General features: G+C 33.8%; 23 protein-coding genes. 13 read left to right on the top strand and 10 right to left on the bottom strand.

The features are described from left to right. Nucleotides 1-260: 260 nt before the first annotated feature. The 5 genes from clpX to ABEB31_RS06300 form a co-directional block, all read right to left on the bottom strand. A complete protein-coding gene (gene clpX, locus ABEB31_RS06320; RefSeq protein WP_347050505.1) occupies nt 261-1493 on the bottom strand; it encodes an ATP-dependent Clp protease ATP-binding subunit ClpX in 1233 nt (410 codons plus the stop codon). A 175-nt stretch (nt 1494-1668) separates the two neighbouring features. Then, nucleotides 1669-2343 carry an ATP-dependent Clp endopeptidase proteolytic subunit ClpP gene (clpP, locus tag ABEB31_RS06315; protein ID WP_347050504.1) on the bottom strand — a complete coding sequence of 225 codons (675 nt, stop codon included), beginning with the start codon at nt 2341-2343 and terminating at the stop codon, nt 1669-1671. 231 nt (nt 2344-2574) lie between these two features. Then, on the bottom strand, nt 2575-3897 hold the full coding sequence (locus tag ABEB31_RS06310; RefSeq protein ID WP_347050503.1) for a trigger factor: 1323 nt from the start codon (nt 3895-3897) through the stop codon (nt 2575-2577). 121 nt (nt 3898-4018) lie between these two features. Then, nucleotides 4019-4363: a phage holin family protein gene (locus tag ABEB31_RS06305; protein ID WP_347050502.1), complete on the bottom strand. Its 345-nt coding sequence runs from the start codon at nt 4361-4363 to the stop codon at nt 4019-4021. 54 nt (nt 4364-4417) lie between these two features. Further along, entirely contained in the window at nt 4418-5179 is a 762-nt protein-coding gene (locus tag ABEB31_RS06300; RefSeq protein WP_347050501.1) for an alpha/beta fold hydrolase, read from the bottom strand. Between the two features lie 218 nt (nt 5180-5397). Between ABEB31_RS06300 and ABEB31_RS06295 the strand changes: the two genes are divergently transcribed. Further along, nucleotides 5398-6783, top strand: a complete 1386-nt coding sequence (locus ABEB31_RS06295) for a hypothetical protein (RefSeq protein ID WP_347050500.1) — start codon at nt 5398-5400, stop codon at nt 6781-6783. A gap of 47 nt (nt 6784-6830) precedes the next feature. On the opposite strand, the gene ABEB31_RS06290 is transcribed toward ABEB31_RS06295, so the two are convergent. The 3 genes from ABEB31_RS06290 to ABEB31_RS06280 form a co-directional block, all read right to left on the bottom strand. Beyond that, nucleotides 6831-7685, bottom strand: coding sequence for a DUF4249 domain-containing protein (locus ABEB31_RS06290; RefSeq protein ID WP_347050499.1), 855 nt, complete (start codon nt 7683-7685; stop codon nt 6831-6833). Nucleotides 7686-7689: 4 nt separating this feature from the next. Beyond that, the gene (locus tag ABEB31_RS06285; protein WP_347050498.1) at nt 7690-9960 is read right to left on the bottom strand and encodes a TonB-dependent receptor; all 2271 of its coding nucleotides are present in this window, start codon (nt 9958-9960) and stop codon (nt 7690-7692) included. A 76-nt stretch (nt 9961-10036) separates the two neighbouring features. Next, complete coding sequence (locus ABEB31_RS06280; protein WP_347050497.1) at nt 10037-10750, bottom strand: pyridoxine 5'-phosphate synthase; 714 nt, start codon at nt 10748-10750, stop codon at nt 10037-10039. A 116-nt stretch (nt 10751-10866) separates the two neighbouring features. On the opposite strand from ABEB31_RS06280, the gene ABEB31_RS06275 reads away from it, so the two are divergent. From ABEB31_RS06275 to murI, 8 genes are all read left to right on the top strand, one after another. Next, entirely contained in the window at nt 10867-11526 is a 660-nt protein-coding gene (locus ABEB31_RS06275; RefSeq protein WP_347050496.1) for a CBS domain-containing protein, read from the top strand. A 99-nt stretch (nt 11527-11625) separates the two neighbouring features. After that, nucleotides 11626-12510, top strand: coding sequence for an NAD kinase (locus ABEB31_RS06270; protein WP_347050495.1), 885 nt, complete (start codon nt 11626-11628; stop codon nt 12508-12510). A 173-nt stretch (nt 12511-12683) separates the two neighbouring features. After that, nucleotides 12684-13373: a type IX secretion system protein PorG gene (porG, locus tag ABEB31_RS06265; protein ID WP_347050494.1), complete on the top strand. Its 690-nt coding sequence runs from the start codon at nt 12684-12686 to the stop codon at nt 13371-13373. A 5-nt stretch (nt 13374-13378) separates the two neighbouring features. After that, the gene (gene uppS / locus ABEB31_RS06260; protein WP_347050493.1) at nt 13379-14119 is read left to right on the top strand and encodes an undecaprenyl pyrophosphate synthase; all 741 of its coding nucleotides are present in this window, start codon (nt 13379-13381) and stop codon (nt 14117-14119) included. After that, nucleotides 14052-16799 carry a BamA/OMP85 family outer membrane protein gene (locus ABEB31_RS06255; RefSeq protein WP_347050492.1) on the top strand — a complete coding sequence of 916 codons (2748 nt, stop codon included), beginning with the start codon at nt 14052-14054 and terminating at the stop codon, nt 16797-16799. The genes uppS and ABEB31_RS06255 overlap by 68 nt, the downstream gene beginning before the upstream one ends. A gap of 42 nt (nt 16800-16841) precedes the next feature. Further along, nucleotides 16842-17864 carry an OmpH/Skp family outer membrane protein gene (locus ABEB31_RS06250; protein ID WP_347050491.1) on the top strand — a complete coding sequence of 341 codons (1023 nt, stop codon included), beginning with the start codon at nt 16842-16844 and terminating at the stop codon, nt 17862-17864. 15 nt (nt 17865-17879) lie between these two features. Then, complete coding sequence (locus ABEB31_RS06245; protein WP_347050490.1) at nt 17880-18383, top strand: OmpH/Skp family outer membrane protein; 504 nt, start codon at nt 17880-17882, stop codon at nt 18381-18383. 148 nt (nt 18384-18531) lie between these two features. Beyond that, complete coding sequence (murI, locus tag ABEB31_RS06240) at nt 18532-19308, top strand: glutamate racemase (protein ID WP_347050489.1); 777 nt, start codon at nt 18532-18534, stop codon at nt 19306-19308. 3 nt (nt 19309-19311) lie between these two features. On the opposite strand, the gene bamG is transcribed toward murI, so the two are convergent. Together bamG and ABEB31_RS06230 are read right to left on the bottom strand one after the other, a co-directional pair. Continuing rightward, nucleotides 19312-20547 (bottom strand): BamG family beta-barrel-assembly machinery protein, encoded by a 1236-nt coding sequence (gene bamG / locus ABEB31_RS06235; protein WP_347050488.1) that lies wholly within the window; start codon nt 20545-20547, stop codon nt 19312-19314. Continuing rightward, nucleotides 20548-21876: a DUF4270 family protein gene (locus ABEB31_RS06230; protein WP_347050487.1), complete on the bottom strand. Its 1329-nt coding sequence runs from the start codon at nt 21874-21876 to the stop codon at nt 20548-20550. 230 nt (nt 21877-22106) lie between these two features. Between ABEB31_RS06230 and ABEB31_RS06225 the strand changes: the two genes are divergently transcribed. From ABEB31_RS06225 to ABEB31_RS06210, 4 genes are read left to right on the top strand one after another with little or no spacing between them, the layout of a single operon-like run. After that, nucleotides 22107-22949, top strand: a complete 843-nt coding sequence (locus ABEB31_RS06225; RefSeq protein ID WP_347050486.1) for a DUF6268 family outer membrane beta-barrel protein — start codon at nt 22107-22109, stop codon at nt 22947-22949. A gap of 14 nt (nt 22950-22963) precedes the next feature. After that, nucleotides 22964-23971 (top strand): Kelch repeat-containing protein, encoded by a 1008-nt coding sequence (locus tag ABEB31_RS06220; RefSeq protein ID WP_347050485.1) that lies wholly within the window; start codon nt 22964-22966, stop codon nt 23969-23971. Further along, complete coding sequence (locus ABEB31_RS06215; RefSeq protein ID WP_347050484.1) at nt 23955-24287, top strand: DUF4907 domain-containing protein; 333 nt, start codon at nt 23955-23957, stop codon at nt 24285-24287. Before ABEB31_RS06220 ends, ABEB31_RS06215 begins: the two co-directional genes overlap by 17 nt. After that, complete coding sequence (locus tag ABEB31_RS06210) at nt 24288-25418, top strand: sensor histidine kinase (protein ID WP_347050483.1); 1131 nt, start codon at nt 24288-24290, stop codon at nt 25416-25418. It abuts the gene before it with no gap. Nucleotides 25419-25480: the final 62 nt, after the last annotated feature.

The following is a 25480-nucleotide window of genomic DNA, read 5'->3' as shown; positions in this document are numbered from 1 at the left end:
TCGTGCACATTAAACTCGCTTTTTGTCTTAGCTAAATTTCTTGTTTCTGAGGCTTTTCCTAAATAAAAACAAAATAGACAAAACAGAATTTATTGGGCTGAATGTTAGAGTTGGTCACCAAAAAACACTCACTTCAAAACGATAGATTAACTTATTCATAATTTCATTTTAGCAGTTAAAACACAGGAAATACTTTATGTTATGGATATAAAAAAACCTGCTCAAAACTGAACAGGTTTTTAAAAATATAATTTCAATATTTAAGAAGCAATTTCCATACGCTTCAATAAGTTTTTACTTAGTGTATGTTCTGCATATTCTCTGTCGATTGTCAAAGTGGTATCATTAGAAGTTGGCAATTCGTACATCGCATCTGTTAAGATTGCTTCACATAACGAACGTAATCCGCGAGCCCCTAATTTGTATTCTAACGCTTTGTCAACAATAAAATCTAATGCTTCGTCTGTAATGGTAAATTCTACTTCATCCATTAAAAACAATTTCTGATATTGTTTAATCAGTGCATTTTTAGGTTGTGTCAAAATTGCACGCAATGTTTCTTTATCTAAGGGATCCATGTGCGTAAGAACTGGCAGACGACCAATAATTTCAGGAATTAAACCAAAATCTTTAATATCTTTTGGAATAATATATTGCAGTAAATTGTCTTTATCAATATTATCTGCATTTTTTGAAGTAGAATATCCAACTGCCTGACGGTTTAAACGTTTAGAAATAATACGCTCTACACCATCAAAAGCTCCTCCTGCAATAAACAGGATATTTTGAGTATTTACCTCAACAAATTTCTGGTCCGGATGTTTACGTCCTCCCTTCGGCGGTACATTTACAACTGTTCCTTCCAATAATTTTAATAATGCCTGTTGTACACCTTCTCCGGAAACGTCACGGGTAATTGACGGGTTGTCGCTCTTACGGGCAATTTTATCAATTTCGTCAATAAATACAATTCCTCTTTCGGCTTTAGCCACATCATAATCGGCTGCCTGAAGCAAACGTGTCAAAATACTTTCTACGTCTTCTCCAACATAACCGGCTTCTGTTAATACAGTTGCATCAACAATTGCCAAAGGAACGTCTAACATTTTAGCAATTGTTTTTGCTACCAATGTTTTTCCTGTTCCGGTTTGACCAACCATAATAATGTTACTTTTTTCAATCTCTACTTCGTCATCTAATTGCTGTTGCATTAAACGTTTGTAGTGATTGTAAACCGCAACCGACATTACTTTTTTTGTCTGATCCTGACCAATAACATATTGATCTAAGAAAGCTCTGATTTCTTTTGGTTTCTTTAAAATTAAGTCGCCAACTAATTTTGCGCTTCCGCTAGATTTTAATTCTTCTAATACAATTCCATGTGCCTGCTCAATGCATTTATCACAGATGTGCGCATTGATTCCAGCTATTAATAAATTAGTTTCTGGCTTTTTTCTTCCACAAAACGAACATTCTAATACTACTTTTGCCATTCTTTATTTAAGTTATTAAGCTGCAAAGATACTAAGTTTCTGAGCTTTTATAGTTTTAAGCTTAAAAAGTTAGCAACCTATTAACTTTTTTATTTTTGTTTCAGGTTTAAATGTTTCAGGTTTCAGGTTAAAAGCAAACGCCTGAAAACCTGAAACCTGAGACTTGAAACTATTTTTATCCTCTCCTCAAAACTTCATCAATCATTCCGTATTCTTTTGCTTCGTCTGCTTTCATCCAGTAATCACGCTCACTGTCTTTGTGCACTTTATCAAAAGTTTGTCCTGTATGTTGTGAGATGATATGGTACAATTCATCTTTTAATTTCAACATTTCTCGTAAATTGATTTCCATATCTGTTGCAACACCTTGTGCTCCTCCCGATGGCTGGTGAATCATTACTCTTGAATGTGGCAATGCAGAACGTTTTCCTTCTGCTCCTGCACATAAAAGCACTGCTCCCATAGAAGCTGCCATTCCTGTACAAATTGTAGCCACATCTGGTTTGATGTACTGCATAGTGTCATAGATTCCTAAACCTGCATAAACGCTTCCTCCCGGAGAGTTTAAGTAAATCTGAATATCTTTTGAAGCATCAGCACTTTCTAAAAACAATAACTGTGCCTGAACAATATTAGCGATCTGATCATCTATACCTGTTCCTAAAAAGATAATTCTGTCCATCATTAATCTGGAAAAAACATCCAATTGAGAAACATTCAGCTGGCGCTCCTCTATAATATAAGGTGTCATGTTTGTCGGGTTCATAGCTGCAACGATTTTATCGTAATACATCGCATTTACTCCCTGGTGCTTTGTAGCAAATTTTTTAAATTCTTTACCGTAGTTCATATGTGTCTGTTCTAAGTTTATGTTTATAATGATATAATTCTCTTATCAAAGGTTGTACCTCTTTCTAAAGAATGTCAATTTGTCTTCTTTTTTTTAAAATTGTTTCAGGTTTAAAGTTTCAAGTTTATTGAAGTTCTAAAACCTGAAAACTAAAACGAAAAAAACTGAAATAAAAAAAAAACGTCGATAGAAATAACTTCCATCGACGCTAATATAATTATTTTTCAGAAATTATTCTCCGTAAGACGCAGCAATAAATTCTTCATAAGTAACTTCTTTTGTTGTTGGATTTGCTTTTTCTTTAAATAAATCTAACAATTTAGCGGCTACAACCTGCTCAGAAAGTCTTTTCACTTCTTCCTGGTTAGATAAAACTCTTGCCACAATTCCTTCTACTTCTTCGTCAGTTGGATTTGTTTGTCCAAACTGAGCCATTTGTTGTCTGATTGCTCCTGAAGTAAATGATTTTAAGTCTTCGAAAGTAATCTGAATATTACTTTGAGCCATTGCTTTTCCTTCAATTAGCTGGAAACGTAAACCTTTCTCAGATCTTGCGTATTCCACTTCTGCTTCTTCCGGAGTAAGTTGTTTTTCTCCAACAGTCTGCAACCATTTTTTAAGGAATTCTGCAGGTAAATCAAATTTTGTATTTTCGATAAGGAAATCCTGAACGTCTAACAATAATTTTTGGTCAGCCTGCTGTGCGAATTGTGCTTCAGCATCTTCTTTAATTTTTGCTTTTAAATCTTCTAAAGAAGCTACTTTTCCTTCTCCAAAAAGTTTATCAAACAATTCCTGGTTTAATTCTGCAGGCTCAGATCCGTTGATTGCGCTGATAGTAAAATCAACTTCAACATCTAAACCGTGAACACCTTCGTGGCTTACTTTTAGGTAATCCATTAATTGGTGATCATCATCAAATAATCCTTTAGTACTTACTTTAACAACATCTCCAACTTTTTTACCGATGAATTGCTCTGCAGCAGCTTTACTAAATGCACCAACAGCTATTGTAGTTGTGTTGTCGATTCCGTTTGCTTCGTTTGAGAAGGTTCCTGTCAAGTCAGAATCTGCATCAGATACTTCTTGTGGAATTGCTTTTCCGAATTGTTTTTGGATACGCGCTACTTGTCCGTCGATTAATTTATCGTCAGCAGTTACAATGTATTTTACGATATCATTTTTAGCTTCAAGATCAATTTCGAAGTTTGGTACTAAACCAATTTCATATTCAAAAGTTAACTCTTCTGCATCCCAATCAAAGTTTTCATTTTCTTTAGCAAGAGGAGTTCCTAAAAGATTTAATCTTTCAGACTGAATAAAACGCTCTAAAGCCAAATCAACTACTTTTTTAACTTCTTCCTGCTTAATCGCTTTTCCGTATTGTTTTTCAACAAGATCTTTAGGAACTTGTCCTTTTCTAAAACCTTTAACGGTTGCCAAAGGCATTTTTTCGTTAATTCTTTTTGCTACCTGGCCTTTATAATCCATGTGAACAACTGTCATTACGATAGTTTCATTCACAGCGTCTTTTGCTACTCTTTTAATATCCATCTTCTTCTTTAATTTACATAATAAAATTGGGTCGCAAAATTATGAAATTTTTGCAACCCAACCAAGTTTTTAATTTATTGTATTTGAAGCAGTTTTAATCTGCTTTGGAATTTAATTCATTTTATTTATCGTCTCCTAATATTTTATAGGTGATTGATTGTAAAACAGACAAAATAACACTAAAAATCAATGCTGTCCAGAACGAATCTATTGCAAAGCCGCCCACAATATTTGTGCACAGCAATATTATGATGGCATTTATCACCAATAAAAATAATCCCAGCGTTACAACGGTAACAGGCAAGGTTAAAACAACTAAGATTGGTTTTATAAAGAGATTGAGCAATCCTAAAACTACTGCAACAATTACTGCCGTACCAAAACTGGCAACGTGCACTCCGGTTAAGAGATTGGACAATAATAAAACCAGGGCAGCGGTTACAAGGAGTCTAAGTAAAATTTTCATAGTTCTTGGGTTTAAATTTTATTTAAAAGTAATAAAATTTCATCAAAATAATTATTATTTTAAAAACGCCGTTGTCAATTCGAAAAACATTTTTGGGTTTTCAGCATGCAGCCAATGTCCGGCATTTGGAATGGTTTCTACTTTTAAATCCGGAAAGTGCTTACGAATTTCATCAATATCTGCATCCGGAACGTAACCCGAATTTCCACCCCGAATAAACAAAGTTGGTTTATCAAAAGTTAGTCCGTCTGCCAAAGGCTTTCCTATGGCGTCCAGATTATTATTAAAAACTTCAAGATTGAATCTGAATGCCAATTGTCCCGGTTCTTTCCAATATAAATTTTTCAGCAAAAACTGACGCGTTCCAAAATCTGAAACATATTGGGATACAATTTCTTCTACATCATTTCTACTCGGTTTAACCGAAAAGTCAACTGCATTTAATCCTGCCAAAATATCCTGATGATGTTGTTTGTACATTTTAGGACCAATATCTGCCACGATTAATTTGTCTACCATTTCCGGATGTGTTGTCGCAAAAAGCATCGCCACTTTTCCTCCCATCGAATGTCCGAGCATGTCAATTTGCGTTAAATTATTACCCTGACAATATTCAAAAACATCCTGAACCATTGCTTCATAACTCCATTCGTCTGAATGAAAACTGCGGCCGTGATTTCTTAAATCCAAAATATGAACCTGAAATCCGGCTTCTACATATTGTCCTGCAAGTGTTTTCCAGTTATCAGACATCCCCAGAAAACCGTGCATGATGATAAATGGTTTTCCTTCGCCTTCTATTTTTGAGTAAAGCATTTATGTTGAATTTAAATAAAACTCAAAGATAAAAAAAAAAGACCTAATAGATAGGTCCTGACTTTTAATCATTTACATTTTAATGTGATTTATAATCAACTATTTTATCTACAAATACGGGAAACCGTAAACAATTTTAAATATTAAATTATAAATTCGCATCATAAATAAATAATTATATTCTTACAAAAATTAGTTAACAAATTAAAAAATTACACATGATCAAAAAAGTTATTTTAATGTCATTAGTTCTTTCTCAATTGGCAATTTCGTGCTCCAGTGATGAGAATAACGACGAAACAAAACCAGAAACAGAATTAACCATGGAAGAGCAAATTGCTGAACTGGTAAAAAAATCATATTCTGAACTAACTCCGGAGCAACAAAAAGTAAAATTAGAAGCCGAAGCAAATGAAATGCTTAAGCAACTTGATAAAACAAAAAATTCGGGAGCAATCGAAGCTTTAGAAAACCTGAGTCGTTTATTAGATCAAAATCATATTGAGATCTTTGATGGAAAAACCAGAAATGGTGTAGAAGAAATACTTAGTATCTCTGGAGTTTACGGAGTCTACACATGGGATAATGCTAAAAAAATCTGGGTTAAAACAGCTTCTACTACTGAATTAAAATTTGTTTTCCCGGCTAAAAGAAGCCAAACTACAAATAACGCTTCGGTATCATCTAAAAGTACTTCATCGGATGTAAAGTTCAAAAATATTGATACATACGGAACTTGGACTTATAATCAGGAAACAGGATATACACAAAGCACTCCCGATGTTTTCGATTGGCTTTACCTTCCAACATCTGTAGATGCAATTTTAACAATTGATAATGCTCAGGCAGCAACGTTGAATCAAACTGCAAAATACTCTAATGGAAAGCAAACTCCTGATGATTTTACATACAAAGTAACATTAAATGACGGTTACACCTGGGAAATGAGTTCTAAAAAAGGAACGCAGAACACTGCAAAAGCATCTCTTGTTTATAACACTAAAACGTTGATTGACTTTAATGCCGGAAGTACTGCAAGTATTGATGCTTTAATTGACAATGATGAACTAGTTCAATACAGAGGAAAAGCAAATGGTTTGTTTAAATTAATGGATAACTTCGTAATTGTTGCTGAAATGGATTTAGCTACAGAAGCAGCTGATAAAATTTCATTGGAAAAAAGCCTGGTTTATCCGGAATCGTTAGATTACAAAAATCCTGCTAATAATTACAAAGCATACTATACTGCTCTTAATGCTTACGAATTAAAAAAATCACAAGGAGAAGCTGCGAATTTCAACAAAAACATAAAGTTAATTTTAGTGTCTAAAAAAGACGGAACTAAAATAGCCGAAATTATCAAACATTCTGAAAAAGTTGGAAGTGATTTTACTTTCAATTTGCCAATTTGGAATGCTGAATATGAGTACTGGAATAACTGGAATCAAACTGGTGAGGTATTTGCAAGACCATATCTTGACGAGGTTTTATATTTAAAATTTAATGATAAAACTGAAGTTTCTATGGAAACTTATTTCTCAGCTGGATTCAGCACTTTTGAATCTAAGTTTGAAGATTTCATCAAAGCTTTCGAAAAAGAATAGTTTTAAAAAAGCAGCCTTAAAGCCGATTTGAAGATTTCAAATCGGCTTTATTTTTTTGGAGGTGTCTTAATTATAATAGTGCTTTGCCCATATCCCGACCAGATTCCTATTCCTCCTTTTATATTTGATTTCAAACTTGCATTTGACGGATAAATTGGATTTTTAGCATTTACAATTTCGTTTTGCCAGCTGTTCCAAAAATCTAAAGATTCTTTAGTCTGAGTTCTCAATTTAACATGAATTAAGTCTCCATCAGCAAAATATGGTGTAAATTTTGTTTTGGGAAACAATATAACTCCCCTGTTTATCTGTACAGAAACAGAAGAATTTTCGAAATTTTTATCGTCCAGATTGCCATAAAAAGACGGTACAAAAATGGGTTCTTCACCATCAATTTTTGTAGCTATTTGATAATAGTTTTTTTCTGAAACGGGATCATCAAATTGCACAAAAATATATCCTGTTGTATCTGCCGGACTTTTCTTTACGTACTCTGCACTATTTAACTGTACCGATTTCGGAATGGTGGTTTTCGCTTCTACAACACGGTCTAAATATTCAATTTTAATCGAATATTCCTTTCCTGATTCACCTTTTAATACCGAACCAAAATATACGAAAGGAGGAATACGGTTTTTATCATTTTTGACTCTTAAGATTTCTGAACGCTCTCCGTCGGAAACTGTAATTTTTGCAGATCTGATCACATGGTTTAATACATTTGTGGAATCAACAACATCTGATACAGGAATGCTGCTTGAGAGCAGAACATTTGCATAATCACCATCTTCAATCCAGCCTTCCACAACTATTTTTGATTCTGCGCTTTTTTGTCCACTAAAATTATCATTGGAACAACCCATAATCAATAAGCTAAAAAGAAACAATAAATACTTTTTCATATTCTTAAAATTTAAATCTCCAGCTAACCGAAGGAAGAATTCTGTACAATACTTTCTTTTCCTGTTTTACCACCACTTTATCCTTACTTTCGTTTACTTCTACGTCCAAGACTACATAGATTGGGTTGGAAATATTAAACGTGTTGTAAATAGAAAAATTTAAAGCGCTCTCTTTCTTAGCGGTTTTTATAAAATAATAATTGACAGATAGATCGGTTCTTATATAATTGGGCATCTGAGCATTATTATATTCTGAATACTCCTTAACGGGATTATTATTAATGAAATACCAGGATGTTGGCATTGTAAATCGGTTTCCCGAGCTAAATATTTGTGTTAGTCCAAAGTTCCATTTTGCATTCAAATCATACATTCCCACCACAGAAAGATTATGACGTCTGTCGTATTTGGCAAAGTAAGTATTTCCGTTATTTAATTGATCAAAATTACGGTCAGACCAGCTTAAAGTGTAACTCAGCCAGCCAGTAAATTTCCCATTGCTTTTTTTGAGCATCATTTCAAATCCGTACGCCTTTCCTTCACCCACATACAAATCATTTTTCAACGTTGTAATTTCATTAAACTGAGTAATTCCGTATGGATATTCCAGCAGATTTTTCATCGAACGATAAAAACCTCCAAAAGAAGAAGAAAAATTACGGGTAATATTTTGATTAGAACCAAAAGCAAATTCATTAGACGACTGTGGCTTTATTCCGTCTGAACTTGCAATCCAAAAATCCGTAGGAATACCGACACTTGATGTAGTGATCAAACTTAAATACTGATATTGTCTGTTGTAAGAAGCATAGAAAGAATAATTTTCATTCGCAAAATAATTCAGCACCGCCCGAGGCTGAAAGTGCAAATAGGAATCTTTTCCAGATGAGTAATGATTAATTCTAAGTCCTAAATCTGCGGTTACATTTGTAAATAATTTAGGATTGGCGCTCAAAAAGACTGCTGCTTCTTTTGCTTTGATTGTTCTTTGCGAATAATTATCGACTGTTGTCAGGTTTTCTACATTTACTTTTTGAGGCTGCAGATCATGATATACATATTGCAAACCTGATTCAAAAGGAACAGATCCAATTGAAAATTTTACAGCATTTGTAAAACCAAAATCTTTTACATACGAAGAAACACCAAACTGAATTGTCGCTTGCTCCATATTCAACTCATTAGAGTATTGACTAAAATAAACAGCATTAAACATACTGACTTTATCAGAGAATATCGTATTTACAGAGGGCGAAACCGTAAAATTGCTCCACTCCAAATTGGTTTTCAACGCTAAATTTCCATCTTTTACTTTAAGCTCATCTCCGCTTACAAACGCATTTAACGAGAGTAAATTATTTTTAGAAATTTGAGATAAAAAAGTTAGATTGGCATCAGAGAATCCATATTTCATATTCTGAACATCATTATTAGAGCCTGATTTCAATAAAGGACCCACGACTTCATCAATATAAGTTTTTCTTCCGGAGATATAGAATCCGGTTTTGCTTGTTAAAGGCACTCCGAGTGTTAACTGTGAAGCTAAAATCCCAGCATTTCCCTGCATTGAAAACTTGGAAGGTATTTTCTTATTACTATTTAAAAGTGTTGTAGAACTTAAACGTCCTCCGTATTTAGGATTGGAACTTGATTTATCAAATTCTACATCCTTAATATGATCTGTGTTATAAAAAGGAAAGATTCCCAGTAAATGAGACATTCCATATATAGGTGTTTCATTATACAAAATAGCATTATGTCCAGGATCACCACCCCGAACATATAGGTATCCATTTGCATCTCCTGAGTTCTGTACTCCCGGGGTTAACTGCAAAAGCTTAATAATATCCGTCGTTCCTAAAAGTGTCGGGACGTTATTTAACTCTTTTAAATTGAAAGTCAATTTCCCGGCAGGTAATGTTTTTATACCGCTTTTCTTATCATTAGCGATAACGACTTCTTTTAATTCTGAAATATCTTTTTCTAAAACAATTGAAATTGCAGTATCTTTTATAATATCAAAAGTTATTGTTTGGGGTGCAAAATTGAGATGATTAATTTTGATTGTCAAATTTCCCGAAGGAATATTTTTCGAAAAATCTCCTGAAGAATTGGTTACGGCACGAAATTGTTTGTGATTTATTTCCAGGGAAACAACTACATCAGCAATATTGTAGTTTTCAGAAGATTTTATGTTCCCTGTTATTCTCACATTGGTCTGCCCAAAAATGTTAGAAAAACAGAATAAAAAAATAATAATTAAAGATTTTGACACTGAATTTTAATAAGAAAAGTGCGAAAGTAAACAATTATAACCCAATTACATCAGGTTATAATTGTTAATTTTAATCTTATTTCAATTTATTCAAATACATATTCACAACATTATCCAAACCAAGATAAAGTGCTTCTGCAATTAGCGCATGTCCGATAGAAACTTCTAACAATCCCGGAATATTTTGTTTGAAAAACTGAATATTATCCAGACTCAAATCATGGCCGGCATTAATTCCTAAATCTAATTCGTTTGCCAGAATTGCCGCTTTCGTATAAGGTTCAATTCCTTTTTCGTTTCCTAAACTATACTGATGTGCAAAAGCTTCTGTGTATAATTCAATTCGGTCTGTTCCTGTTTTTTTTGCTCCTTCAATCATTTCAGAAATCGGATCCACAAAAATCGAAGTTCTGATTCCGTTTCTTTGAAATTCCTGAATAACTTCAGACAAGTATTCCTGATTTTTAATCGTATCCCAACCTGCAGAAGATGTAATGGCACCAATTGCATCGGGAACCAAAGTAACCTGATCTGGTTTGCATTCCAAAACTAAATCAATAAAATTATGCTGCGGATTTCCTTCAATATTAAATTCTGTGGTAACAATTGTTTTTAAATCGCGTGCATCCTGATAACGGATATGACGCTCGTCCGGACGTGGGTGAATAGTGATTCCCTGCCCTCCAAAACGTTCGATATCTGCCGCTACTTTTAATAAATCCGGAACATTTCCGCCTCTCGCATTTCGAAGCGTTGCAATTTTATTGATATTTACACTTAACTTTGTCATATAAATAGATAATTAATTCTAGTAAGACTATATTTGTTACGACAAAAATACAAAGTAAAACAGAGCGGTTTTCGGTATTTTTTGATTATTTTGCATCAAATATCTTCAATTGATTTATGACAGAAATTACAAACTATATCACCAACGATTTCAGAGCGATTGATAGTCAGGAAACGATAGCTTCGATCCAGGACTTTTTTATCGATGTCAATTTTTCTCATTTCCCGATTTTAGAAGATGGTATTTTTATAGGAAGTATCTCTTCTGATGATGTTGAAACATTTGACACAGACAAAAAAGCAATCGATTATAAATATACTTTAGAACGTTTTTTTGCCAGAAACTCTATGATCTGGCTTGATGTTCTTGAAGTCTTCGCTAAAAATCACACCAACATTCTTCCGATTCTTGATGAAAACAATAACTATTTAGGTTATTATGAAATGCAGGATATTATGAAGTTCTTTCAGGAAACTCCGTTTTTAAAAGAGCCGGGAGCCATTATTATTGTTCAAAAAGGACTCTTAGATTATTCTATGAGCGAAGTTACACAGATTGTAGAGAGCAATAACGGTAAAGTGTTAGGGTGTTTTATGTCTGAAGCCGATTCAGAAAATGTTCAGATTACAGTAAAAATAGGTTTGGGTGCCGTAAATGAAATTATTCAGACCTACAGAAGATATGGATATGAAATTATTTCAGAGCATCAGGAAGACAATTATATCAACAGCCTTAAAGAGCGATCAGATTATTTAGACAAATACCTTAACATATAAAATTGAGATAATTAAGTAATGGGTCAATTAGATAATTTTCGCATTTTTTAATTTTCCAATTGAGACATTATCAAATTTTCTAATTATCTAATTAAAAAGATGAAAATAGCCATTTACGGACAATATTATCAGAACAGCACAGAACCTATTATAAAAGACATATTTTCATTTTTCAATTCGAATAATGTCGAAATGGTAATTGAAGATAATTTCCTTAATATGCTTTACGAAAAGCAATTGATTAAAAAGGAATACAAAACATTTTCTTCAAACAGTGCTCTGGATAATAGTTTCGAAATGCTTATAAGTATTGGTGGTGACGGAACCATTTTAAGGGCAGCCGCATTCGTTCGAAATTCCGGTGTTCCGTTATTAGGAATTAACGCAGGAAGATTAGGTTTTCTTGCTAAAGTTCAAAAAGAGAACATTGACATTCTATTGCAATATGTTATCGATCAAAACTATACTACTTCTGAAAGAACATTACTAGGCTTAACATCCGAACCTAAAAATGAAGCTTTTGAAGAGCTTAATTTTGCCATGAATGAAGTTACGGTAAGCAGAAAGGACACAACTTCTATGATTACTGTAGAAACCTATCTCAACAATGAATATTTAAATTCTTATTGGGCAGACGGTTTAATCATCTCGACGCCAACCGGTTCTACGGGATATTCCCTTAGCTGCGGAGGTCCGATTTTAACGCCAGACGTCAAAAGTTTAGTAATAACACCTATTGCGCCACATAATTTAACCGCCAGACCGCTTGTTATTCCAGATGATACAGAAATTACTTTGCGCGTAACAGGCAGAGAAGACCAGTATCTGGTTTCGTTAGATTCCAGGATTTCGTCGGTAAAAAATGAATCTGTTTTAAAAATTAAAAAAACAGATTATAAAATAAAAATGGTAGAAATACCTGGAGAGACTTTCCTAAAAACCCTAAGAAATAAATTGCTCTGGGGAGAAGATAAAAGAAATTAAACTCTTTTCTGATTCCCAACTATACGATAATACCACATTTTCTCGTTCTGCATGTAGTGAATCATCATTAAATGGCTCAAAATCATATTGTAAATTGAAAAAAAAGCACATTTAACCACAGGAACTTTGATTCGTATTGATAATTATTATATTTGCACGCAATTTTTAATTAAATGAAGAAAATTTTTAATTTATTGTTATGTTTTTTCCCCTTTATTACACTTCATGCTCAAATCAATGAGATTGGTGTTTTTCTTGGCGGAAGCAACTTTGTAGGCGACGTGGGGAAAACAACTTACATCGCCCCTGAAAAACTAGCTTTTGGCGTTCTTTACAAATGGAACAGAAGTCCAAGACATTCATGGAGATTTTCTTATACACAATCAGAAGTTACTGGAAATGATTTTAAATCAAATGAAACAGGACGAAATCAAAGAGGTTACCGTTTCGACAATACTGTAAAAGAACTTTCTGCAGGATTAGAATTTAATTTTTTTGATTTTAATCTGCATGATTACCATCAAAAAATAACTCCATACGTTTATTCCGGATTAAGTTTTTTTATCTACGATAATCTGTACCGATATACTACAAGTCCGAATGTGATTTATTCGCAAAATTCTAACTCTCTTTCTATACCTATTATATTAGGTATAAAATCGAACATAACTCCACGCTTAGTTTTAGGACTTGAAGCTGGTGTTCGTTATAGTTTTACGGACAACATTGATGGAAGCAATCCTGATACAAGTAGTACAAATATTTTAAAATTTGGAAATTTAAATAATAATGACTGGTATGTTTTTTCAGGTGCTACTCTAACGTACACCTTTGGAAAAAAACCTTGCTATTGCGCAGAATAAAAAAAATGAATTTACTAGAATCAATAGATCACACGAATTTACCTAAACACCTGGCCATTATTATGGACGGAAACGGGCGTTGGGCAAAACAACAGGGCTTTTTACGTGCTTTTGGTCACGAAAATGGAACAAAATCGGTAAAAGAAATAATCAAAACCTCTGCAAAACTGGGTATTGAATATTTAACCCTTTATGCTTTTTCGACAGAAAACTGGAATCGTCCAAAAATTGAAGTTCAGGCATTGATGAAGATATTGATTAATTCCCTGAAAAAAGAACTTACCACTTTGCAGGAAAACAATATTCGCTTAAATGCTATTGGAAATCTTGACAAATTGCCCAAAACGGCTCAGAAAGAACTGTTGGATGTTATAGAAAAAACCAAAAACAATACCAGACTGACTCTAACTCTTGCGTTAAGCTACGGATCCAGAGAAGAATTAGTAAATGCCGTAAAGTCAATTAGTGATAAAGTTAAAAATAATATAATTTCAATAGACACTATTGACGATTCAATTATAAATGAGCATCTTTACACGCAAAATTTACCAGACGTAGATTTATTAATACGAACCAGTGGAGAACATAGAATAAGTAATTTTTTGCTATGGCAGATCGCTTACGCAGAATTGTATTTTACTAATGTCTTGTGGCCAGACTTTAAAGACCAAGATTTATATGAGGCTATTATTAGTTATCAAAAAAGAGAACGCAGATTTGGAAAAACCAGTGAACAAATTAAATAATTTTTTAGTGTTGCAAAAAAAAATACAAATAGTCTTTACCCTAATACTTTTGGGTAGTTTTTCACAAATTAAAGCACAAGAAAGAGTTCCTTTTGATCAAGGGAAAAAATACATTCTGGCCAAAGTTTCTGTTGTTGGTAAAATAAGCTTCAATGAGCAAACTGTGGTGACTTTTTCCGGTCTTCAAAAAGGTCAGGAAATCACCGTTCCCGGAGAAGAAATAAGCAGCGCAATCAAAAAATTAGGTAAACTGGGACTTTTTGATGAAATCGCTTTCTACGTAAATAAAGTAGAAAATGACAGTATCTATTTAGATTTAGATATTGTTGAGCTTCCTAAATTAAACGAAGTTAAAATCGTCGGCGTTAAGAAAAGTAAAGTAGAAGCTTTAATTAAGGACAACAATCTGACCAAAAACAAGATTGTCAACGAAAACTTAATTACCACCACAAAAAATTATATAGAAAACAAATACAAAAAAGAGGGTTTTTATAACACTAAAGTTACTATAACAAATACTCCCGACACTATCAACGGCCATCAGGTTAACATGCTTGTCAGGATAGATAAAGGTGATAAGGTAAAAATAAGCAGTATTGATTTTACCGGCAACAAGCAACTTACAGACACACAGTTACGTGCTGCCATGAAAGACACGAAACAGAAAAACTTCATTCGTGTATTTAAAGCTTCTAAATTTATACCGGAAAAATACAAAACTGATTTAGAAAAAGTAATTGCTACTTACAAAGAAAAAGGGTACCGTGATGCACGTATCATCTACGATTCCGTTCAATACAACAAACAAAAAAACACGTTAGCAATTAAGATTAATGTTGAAGAAGGAAACAAATACTACTTTGGAAACATTAAATTCTTAGGTAACACCGTTTACTCTGATCAGCTTTTAAACCGTTATTTAGGAATCAAAAAAGGAGAAACTTATAACGGAGTTTTATTGGAAAAAAGAATTGCAGATAAAACAAAACCTGATGCAGAAGATATTACGAATTTATACCAGAACAATGGTTATTTATTCTCAAATATTAATGCTGTAGAGGTAAAAACGGTAAATGATACAATCGATTTTGAAATCAGAGTTACAGAAGGCCCTATCGCCTACTTCAACAAAATTACAGTTGTTGGAAACGACAAAACAAATGATCATGTTATTTATCGTGAATTAAGAACTAAACCTGGAGAGAAATATAGTAAAGAACAATTAGTCAGAACTATTCGTGAAATCGGTCAATTGGGTTTCTTTGATCCGGAAGCAATTGATCCTAAATTTAAAAATGTAGATGCCGGAGCAGGAACTGTTGACATCGAATACAATGTTGTAGAAAAAGGATCCAGTCAGGTCGAGCTTCAGGGAGGTTATGGCGGTGGAGGTTTCATCGGAACATTAGGACTTTCTTTTAACAACTTCTCTGCACGAAAACTATTTGATAAGGAAGCGTACAAACCTTTACCGATGGGTGACGGACAAAAAGTTGCGCTTCGATTACAAGGAAGTACATATTTCCAAACTTATAGTTTATCCTTCTCAGAACCTTGGTTTGGAGGAAAGAAACCAGTACAATTTAGTTCATCTATTTCATATAGTAAGCAATTTCTTAACAATTATATCACCAGAACTGTTGATAGAAACAAAAGTTTTAATATTTTTACAGTGCAGGTTGGTTTAGCAAAAAGACTTACTGTGCCAGATGATTACTTTGTACTATCACAATCTGTAAGTTATCAGCATTATGATTTGAATAATTATAATACAGGTTTGTTTACATTTGGTAATGGAGCATCAAGAAACTTAGCATATACTATTGGACTTTCAAGAAGCAATAAAGGGGTGAATCCGATATTCCCAACTTATGGTTCTGAATTTAGTATCTCTGCTAAAGTTACCCCACCTTATTCATTATTGAATGGAATTGATTATGGGGATTTACAAAATCAGAAAGAATACAAAACACAGTATACAGGAACATCAGGAAGTGGTGTAGACGGAAAACCTCTTAATACAGGAGATTACGTAAAAACAGAAACAGTTAACGGAACATCTGGTTATGTAAGTGTAGGTTCAGATTATTCAAGTGCAGATACAGATATTGCGAAAGTCGATCAGAAGAAATACAATTGGTTAGAGTACTATAAAGTTAAATTTAAAGGAGACTGGTATACTAAAGTTTATGGAAAACTAGTATTAAGAACCCTAACAGAATTTGGTTTCTTAGGAGCGTATAATCAGGAACGAGGTGTAATTCCGTTTGAGCGTTTTTATTTAGGTGGAGATGGTATGGCAAATTACTCTATGGATGGTAGAGAGACGATACAGTTAAGAGGTTATCCAAACAACTCTTTAACGCCGGTTAATACGGCAGGAGATCCAATTGGAGCCACTATCTATAACAAATTCTCTATGGAATTGCGTTATCCTATTACATTGAAAGCATCGGCTTCTATTTATGCATTGACATTCCTTGAAGCAGGTTCTTCTTATCCAACATTTAAAGATTACAACCCGTTTGATTTAAATCGTTCTGCCGGTGCCGGTTTACGTGTATTCATGCCTGCATTTGGATTATTAGGTATTGACTTTGGTTATGGATTTGACGCTCTTCCCGGACAGACAAAAGCGAATGGATGGGAAACTCACTTTATCATTGGACAACAATTTTAAAGAAATAACGTTAGGTTAAAAATCATCAAATAAAGTTATGTTATGAGAAAACAATATTTATTTATATTTTTAGCCTTGATTGTAGCAATTACAAGTCAGGCACAAGGTAAAACGACTAGAATTGGCTACATCGACATGGAATATATCCTTGAAAATGTTTCTGATTATAAAGAAGCTACATCACAGTTGGAGTTAAAAGCTCAAAAGTGGAAGCAGGAAGTTGAGTCTAAAAAAATAAATATTAATACCCTGAAAGAAAGTTTAAAGACTGAAAAGGCTTTACTAACCAAGGAATTAATTGAAGAGAGAGAAACTGAAATAAAGTTTCAGGAGCAGGAAATGATGGATTATCAACAGAAACAATTTGGATCTGACGGTAATTTGATGCGACAGAAAGCAGCTTTAGCAAAGCCAATTCAGGATCAGGTTTTTACAGCTGTTCAGGATATTGCAGAAGCAAAAAATTATGATTTTATTTTTGATAAATCATCTGATCTTACAATGCTTTTCAGCAATAAAAGATTTGATATAAGCGATCAGGTTTTAAGAGTTCTAAATCGTTCAGAAAAACGCGAACAATTAACGAAGAAACAATTAAAAGATCAGGAAGTAAAAGAAAATCTTGAAAACGCAATTGATGAAAATCCAGCTATGCAAGATCGTCAAAAAGCACTTGACGAGAAAAAAGCAGCAAGGGAAAAACTGATTCAGGACAGAAAATTAGAGCAGGACGCCAAGAGAAAGGAATACGAAGACAGAAGAAATGCCATAGCTGCTGAGAGAGAAGCTAAAAAAAATGGCACGGTTTCTGGAACAGCTAAAACAACAGAAAATCCGGCTGCAGCAAATCCGGCAAATGTGAATTCTAGTGCTAAACCGGCCACAACAGGTACAGAAACACCTACTGCTGAGCCAACAATGACAAAAGCTGAAGAAAGACAACTATTGTATGAGCAGCGCAAAAAAGAATTAGAAGAAAAGAGAAAGAAAATTTTAGAAGAACGAGAAGCGGCTAAAAAAGCAAAAGAAGCCGAAACACAAAAAACAAATACGACCAATAATTAATTAATATTTTTAAAAATGATGAAACAAATCAAAACTTTACTAATTGCTGCGATTTTAATTTTAGGAGCAAGTAACACAATGAATGCGCAAGCGAAGGTAGCCCATGTTGATGTAAGCGAGATCATGTCGAAAATGCCAGCTATGTTAGATGCTCAAAATCAACTGCAAAAATTAAGTGGGACATACGATGCTGAATACAAAAAAATGGTTGAAGAATATCAAACTAAAATGAAAAAGTACGAAGCGGAAGTTGCAACTGTAACAGAAGCGGTGAATAATGACCGTTCAAAAGAAGCTCAGGATATGCAAAAAAGAATTGTTGATTACAGAGACAATGCACAAAAAGAACTTCAACAAAAAGAAACTGATATCGTAAAACCTTTAATGGAAAAAGTTAGAGCTTCTATCCAAAAAGTTGGTAAAGCTAAAGGTTTCCAATACGTTTTAGACGGTTCTACTTTATTATTAGCTGATGGTCCAAACATTACTGCTGATGTTAAAAAAGATTTAGGTTTCTAAGAAATTTAATCGTTATAATTAAACTGCTCAATTTGTATAATTTGAGCAGTTTTTTTTTACAAAAAATTAAAACTAATCTGTACAATTATTGCCGGATTTGAATTAATTTTGAGCACCGAATTTATTCAAAAAATACTAAATTTGCTTTATGATAAACAACAATCCTATAGGCGTTTTTGATTCTGGTATCGGCGGAACTTCCATCTGGAGTGCCATTCATGACCTTCTTCCCAATGAAAAAACCATTTATCTGGCTGACAGCAAAAATGCACCTTATGGTCAAAAAAGCAAAGATGAGATTGTTGCTCTGAGTAAAAAAAATGTAGAATTTTTACTTGAAAATAATTGCAAAATAATTGTTGTCGCCTGCAACACGGCAACCACAAATGCTATCGTAGAACTTCGTGCAGATTATGATATTCCTTTTGTCGGAATTGAACCTGCAATTAAACCTGCTGCAAATAATTCCCAAACTCAGGTAATTGGAATTTTGGCAACCAAGGGCACTTTGAACAGTGAGTTATTTAATAAAACCGCTGAGATGTTTCAGAACACCACCATAATTGAGCAAGTTGGCTACGGACTGGTACAGCTAATTGAAGACGGAAACCTGTATTCTCCTGAAATGACACAATTGTTAGAGTCTTATCTTCAACCAATGATTGATGCCAATATTGATTATCTGGTTTTAGGCTGCAGCCACTACCCTTACCTGATTCCTCAGATACAAAAAATTCTCCCAGACCATATTAAAATAATAGATTCAGGAGAAGCTGTTGCCCGTCAGACTAAAAATCTGCTTCGCGATAAGGTTGGTTTCTCAGAAAGTACAGATAATAATCCGTTGTTTTATGTTAATTCTAATCCTGCTGTTTTAGAATCAATTTTAGAATATAAATATCCGGTAATCCAAAAAGACTTTTAGAGATTATTCAAATTTTCGCTTGACGAACCAAATTCCGTCCAGTGATAAACTGAGTGATATTTTATGATAATTTTCTTTGATCAGATCGTTTGCGATTCTTGCTTTCTGTCCATAAGAATAAGATACATTTAGCGATGAAAATGTATTTTCAATTGGAAGAGTTAGTCCAATAGAAATCGATGCATTATTCACGCGATGCCCATCAACTTCAAGATATCCCGTGTCATAGTTTGCTCCCACCGCATACCCGACTCTATCCCAATATTTTCGGACGTTTTTTTTGGCACTATACGTAAATCCAAGTGCAAAACGATCCTGATTTACAAAGGCTCCGTAAAGTTCAGATTGTTTAGTATTTTCCCAAAAACTTTTTTCATAATCTGCAGTCAGATTCAAATTGTTTTTGAATCTTTTACTGACTCCAAAACCAATTTCCACAGGCATAAAATAATCATCGGTATCAGATGCCACATTTGTTTCGATAGCAGATTCTACTTCATCTGCAATAGTGGTAACAGACTGAACTTTTGAAGCTTTAATCCTGGTCGGAGCTTTAAATGTTGTCCCGATCGTAAATGTAGAATCTATTTTAACCTGTGCTCCCAACGTTGCGCGAATACCGCTATAATCTGTTTGTTTGTGTATTGTCGTGATTGTGTTCGAAATCAGAAAAGCCCGATCATCAATTGTATTTCCAAACAAAGTAGTGGCTGTTAAACCGAGACTTAATTTTTTGCCAAAGTTATATCCATAAGAGAAATCTAAATTATTTAAACCTCCCGATCCTTCTGCAGAAACATAATAAAATTCCTGACTGTCAGCAATTGGCAGTTTTAAATTTGCAATTTTAAATACTGAACTCGAATAGGGCCGCAGTGACAAACTAAATCCGGATTTTTTTGTGACAGGAAAAGCAAAAGCCAAATGAGAAAACTGAAAATTATTTCTCTTTTCTGTACGGCTACTACTCTGATACGTTGTCGCAATCGCTTTTCCTCCTATATCAAAAAGAAAATGGTTTTGATACATAAATCCCAGCGATGCCGGATTTAAATTATTAATAAAAGTGTCTGAAGGCAAAGCAATTCCCGATGAACCGATGGAAGGCAGATAGCCAAAATCTGAATCATATAGACTTCCAACACCATACAGTGAATATGGTGAACTTGAAATACTCTGCGAAAACGAAGTCAGCGACACTAAAAGGAAGCAGCTCCATAAAACAATTTTACTTTTCATTTAATAAGAGATGTAATAAATTTTCAGCTGAATTTTATTATTCAAATGCTTTTGATTGCCCAAAACTATTCGGTTTACGGACTGGGCAATTCCCGGCAAGGTTAGAATAAGAGATGACCTGGAATCGGATTGTTTGAGCATTTCCTTTTGAAGGAATGCACCGATTGAAATAGAATAACCCACATTTTCATTGAATTCGTCGGTTTTTTTATTTAGTTTTCCATAAACTGTAGTGCCTGCAGAATTGACCAGCGTCGTGCTAATTCTGTTTAAATTATCTCCAACATACACCGTCAGGGAATCTGCCAAAGGATATTTTTCGGAATAGGAATTATTAACCGGTTTCAAAATTAATTCTGCATCGACAATTGCACCGTTGGCCGCAATATTCTTAAACTGCTTTATATTGGGAAAATCGACCCGACAGGCAACGCCCGTTCCCGATTGTATAAATCCCTGATTATTGGTGAGTGCACTCGATAATTTGCCCGTAGAATTGGGGAGACTTTGAAGGATAGTCCCTGTTTTATCTGAAGATATTGAATTAAACTGTTTAGTTGCATCCAAAATCTGAAAATCAATTATATAGGAATTCTCATCTGTATCTGCCTGGTACTTTGAATAATACATTCGCAATTTACTCGCTGTAACACTAAATCCTATTGCACTGGAAGAATTAGAAGTTTCCGGCACTAAAACCAATCCTTTTAAATATTCTGTAAAACTGTCAAAATCTGTAATTTCTCTTTTTTTGATTTTTTGAAAAAGAGCATCTCCAAATTCACTGCTCATTTTGACATTAACAGAATCTTTCTGAACTGGTCCTGGCGTATAGGAAATTGTTCCAAGACTTTCAGAATCATAACTTAAAGTAGAGTTATTGTAAAAATTAGAATCTTCTGTATTAGGCTTGACCTTCTGAGTTAAGCGATGAATATTAAATGTCTGCACTTTTGTGGTATCTCCGTAAAAATAGCGGTCATATTTAAGAATCATAGAAATTGAATCGAAAACATAATTGACAGATTCCGTATCTGAACCAACACTCGACAAAGCGTATGTACTGGCTGAAAGCTGAAAATAGCTGTTTGATTTTACCTTCCCAAAAATCGGATCATCATAATTCCCTACCAGAATCCGACTACGGTTTGACGTAGCGAGGGAGTCGAAATTTATAGTTGACATATCTACCGTTAAAGTATCTATCAAGATTACTTTATTACTTAAAGCCAAATAATCTGACCCAACCGTAAACTCACCCGTATCTGTATCTGTACCGCATGAAAATATGGTTAATACAAAAAACAGAATCCATATGTACTTGTGCATAATTTAATTTTTGGACAAATATAAATGGCACTCTCTGGCAGCACACTATAACATATACTATCCAGCTGTTTTACGCTACAAAATGTCCAAAATGATCTACAATGGCATTTTTATATTGCAAACTCAATTCGACATTAAAAATGACGATTTTGTCTATTAAAACACGTCATACATATATCTTCTTTTTTTTAAGGAGGCCATACGACTAATTTTGGATCAATAAATTATATATGAAAATAAGATTTTTGATTTGTTCTCTTTTTATCATTTCAGTTTGTGAAGTAAAAGCACAGGAAAATTTTAGCATAAGTGCGGATTTGAAAACGGAGTCAACCAATAATACAGATTTCAATGCAACTAATATTGCTGTCTTTTATCAAAAAAAAATTGGCGGCAAAAGTAAAATAGCTAATACTTTGGAATACTCCGGTTTAAAAGTGAATTATGAAACCTTACCGTATAATTTTCACACTAAACCCGATCAATTCAACCAGATGCAGAACAATTTTGAATATTTATGTGAGATATCAGAAAAAACAAAATTTAAGGTTTCGATTATTCCAACAGCAAATTTTCAAAACCAATTGGATTTTTCGGATATCACTGTTATGGGAAATTTATCAATTAGTCAAAAGCTAAATTCAAAAACAAACCTAACCATTGGGGCTGGTCGTACAACCATTTTTGGAACACCCAAAATTACCCCGATTGTTGCTGTTGATTATAAAATGAATGAAAAAATCAATTTTAAAATTGGTTTCCCGGATTCGAAAATTTCTTATTCTAACAATGAACGAAATCAATTTAGTCTGACAAATATTTTTAACGGAAATTTTTATCATTTAGACCGTAACATAAATATGGATTACAACGCTGAAAAAGCGGTTTTATCCCAAATGACATCGGCTTTGGAATATGAACGAAATGTAGAAGGAAGTTGGTTTCTAAATTTTAAGGCAGGTTACAATTTTAATAAAAAGTACAATTTATCAGATAGCAGTAACCATATAGTATACGATTATAATACGGGCAATGGTTACGTTTTGGGAATAGGGATCAAATACAAACATTAATATTAAAACACACTATGATTAATCTAAAAAAAGGAATTTTATTTACCGCGCTTTTTTCGAGCCTCTTTTTTATAAGTTGCAGCAATGACGATGACGATGATGATTTAATGGGAAACTGGATCAAAAAATCAGCTTTTGATGGTCCTGCAAGGTCTAGTGCCACAAGTTTTGTTATTGGAGATTTTGCTTACGTGGTTGGAGGTTATACCGGCGATGTCTATCTAAAAGATTTATGGGCTTACAACTCAACAGGTGATTACTGGGAACAAAAAGCTGATTTTGGCGGTGTAGGAAGAAGTGCTGCTTCTGCTTTTGCATTAAACGAAAAAGGGTATGTTGGCCTTGGTTACGACGGAACAAATAAACTAAAAGACTTCTACCAATACGATCCTTCTGCAAACATCTGGACGCAAAAAACTGATTTTGCAGGCACGGCACGTTATTCTGCCGTAGGCTTTCAGGCTGGTGGAAAAGCGTATTTTGGAACTGGTTATGATGGAAATTACCTGAAAGATTTCTATCAATATGATGACCAAGCAAACACCTGGACTCTTGTAAACGGCTTTAGCGGAAACAAGAGACGTAATGCAACTGTTTTTGTAATTTCAGATAAGGCTTATTTAGCAACTGGTGTCAACAATGGTGTTTATCAGGAAGATTTCTGGGAATTTGATCCATCGACTGATGTCTGGACCAGAAAAAGAGATATTGACAAAGATACTGATGACGATTATAGCTATAATGACGACTACGCAATCATACGTTCGAATGCTTCAGGTTTCTCTATGAACGGATTGGGATATGTTGTTGGTGGTGAAAACGTAAAAACAATCTGGGAATACAATCCCTCTACAGATTTATGGACAGAAAGAACACCAATGGAAGGCGCTACAAGAACTGATGCTGTTGGTTTTGCCATCAATAACCGTGGATTTTACATGTTGGGCAGAATTGGTTCTACTTACTTTGATGATGCCTGGGAATTTAGACCTTTAGAAGAACAAAATGACGACGATAATTAATACCAAACAACTTTTGCGGATCACAATCCGTAAGAATGTACTATTTGTGCTTCTTATATTTTGTACCGCTTGTACCAAAAAAGAAGCTTTAACATCTGCTGCTTTTAAAACCAATTCAGGATGGGGATACACCATTTCTTATAAGAAAAAAATTGTAATAAAACAGTCGATTATCCCGGTGATAAGTGCTTTTAAAAGTTTTGAGACAGAAACCGAAGCTCTTCAGGTTGCAAATCTTGTAAAACAGAAACTCGAAAACAACTTATCGCCAACGGTAACCAAAAATGAATTAATTTTATTAAAAATAAAATTGTAAATGCAGATCGATACCATTAAAAATACAGGCTACAACAAAATTTTATTCCATTGTGCGATATGGGTTTTCTTTATTCTGACATCTTTAATTCAGTTTTACGAAAGTCCGTTTAAAATGAATAATGACTTCTACGTGCAATGGTTTACCGGAATTGTATTGTTTTATCTGAATTATTTTTATTTGGTCCCTTATTATTTACTGCAAAAAAAATACTGGCTTTATTTTACCTTTGTTTTTGTTCTGATTGCCATTTTTATGGTTATCCGGATTAATTATTTTATTCCTGAATTTAGACATCTCAGACCCGAAAATGTGGTACCAGCCAATATGCTGCCTACTAGTCCCAACGTTCCTTATGATCAGCACTTTTTTCCCGGAAGAAAATTTTCTGAACGAATTGAAATGAGACAGCCGATTTTCTTCAAAATTGGACCGTCGTTTTTCTATATTCTGATTATTACAATCTCTGCAATTATCAGAACACTGACTGAATTTTATAATAATCAGCAAAATAAACTGATTGCCGAAACACACCGGACCAATACGGAATTAATCTATTTGCGAAAGCAAACCAACCCGCATTTTCTGTTTAATTCACTAAACAGTATTTATTCTCTGGCACATAAAAAATCTGATTTGGTCCCTGATGCCATCGTGACATTGTCTGAACTTATGCGATATATGTTGTATGAAACAGATAATAAAACGGTGGCTTTAGAAAAAGAAGTAAACTACATTCAAAATTATATTGAGTTACAAAAACTGCGATTAAACAATATAGAAGACATTGTAATTAATGTACATGGCGATACTAAAAACAAATTTATTGAGCCTTTACTATTAATATCCTTTGTCGAAAATGCCTTCAAGTATGGAACTGACTACAAAGGAGCTGCTCACGTAAAAATTAAAATTCTGATTACCCAAAATAATCTTGACTTCTGGATTGAAAATACAATTGAAAATTATGTAAAGGATCCTGAGAACTCGGGAATCGGATTGATCAATATCCAAAACCGTCTGGATTTACTTTATCCTAACGCTCACGAATTAAGCATTTCTCAGGATAATAGTTACTACCGGGTTCATTTGAAATTAAAACTAGATGAGATAAAAACTGCAGTAAATTAAACAGATATAACGAACTACATAACGACAAAAACGTTCAGCATCTAATTTATTTGACAACTGCA

This window comes from Flavobacterium olei (assembly GCF_039749035.1).
Classification (GTDB): Bacteria; Bacteroidota; Bacteroidia; order Flavobacteriales; family Flavobacteriaceae; genus Flavobacterium; species Flavobacterium olei.
The sequence above is the reverse complement of the archived record's forward strand: the minus strand, read 5'-3'. Positions and strand labels throughout refer to the sequence as shown.